Source organism: Pantoea sp. SIMBA_079 (assembly GCF_046940275.1).
Classification (GTDB): Bacteria; Pseudomonadota; Gammaproteobacteria; order Enterobacterales; family Enterobacteriaceae; genus Pantoea; species Pantoea borealis.
Map to the genome: position 1 here is coordinate 1 of NZ_JAWRYR010000439.1, position 264 is coordinate 264.

The 264-nt window shown below is 61.0% G+C and carries 1 protein-coding gene; it reads right to left on the bottom strand.

The window, feature by feature from the left end; genetic code table 11:
- Positions 1-264: magnesium transporter (locus tag SB719_RS20710; RefSeq protein WP_412159822.1), on the bottom strand; the 264-nt coding region annotated here is incomplete at both ends.

The following is a 264-nucleotide window of genomic DNA, read 5'->3' on the forward strand; positions in this document are numbered from 1 at the left end:
GGATTTCACGCAGCGCGACACGCCACCAGTCCTTCAGCCTGATTTCCTGCAAGGCAAGCGCGCGGATGATCAGCGACGTTGCCTGCGAGCCGGAATTGCCGCCCGAAGACATGATGAGCGGGATGAAGAGCGTCAGCACCAGCGCCTTTTCCAGTTCCGCCTCGAAATGCTGCATGGCGCTTGCCGTCAGCATTTCGCCGAGGAACAGGATGCCGAGCCAGCCGGCACGCTTCTTCAGCATCTCGCCGAAGCCGATGCGCATAT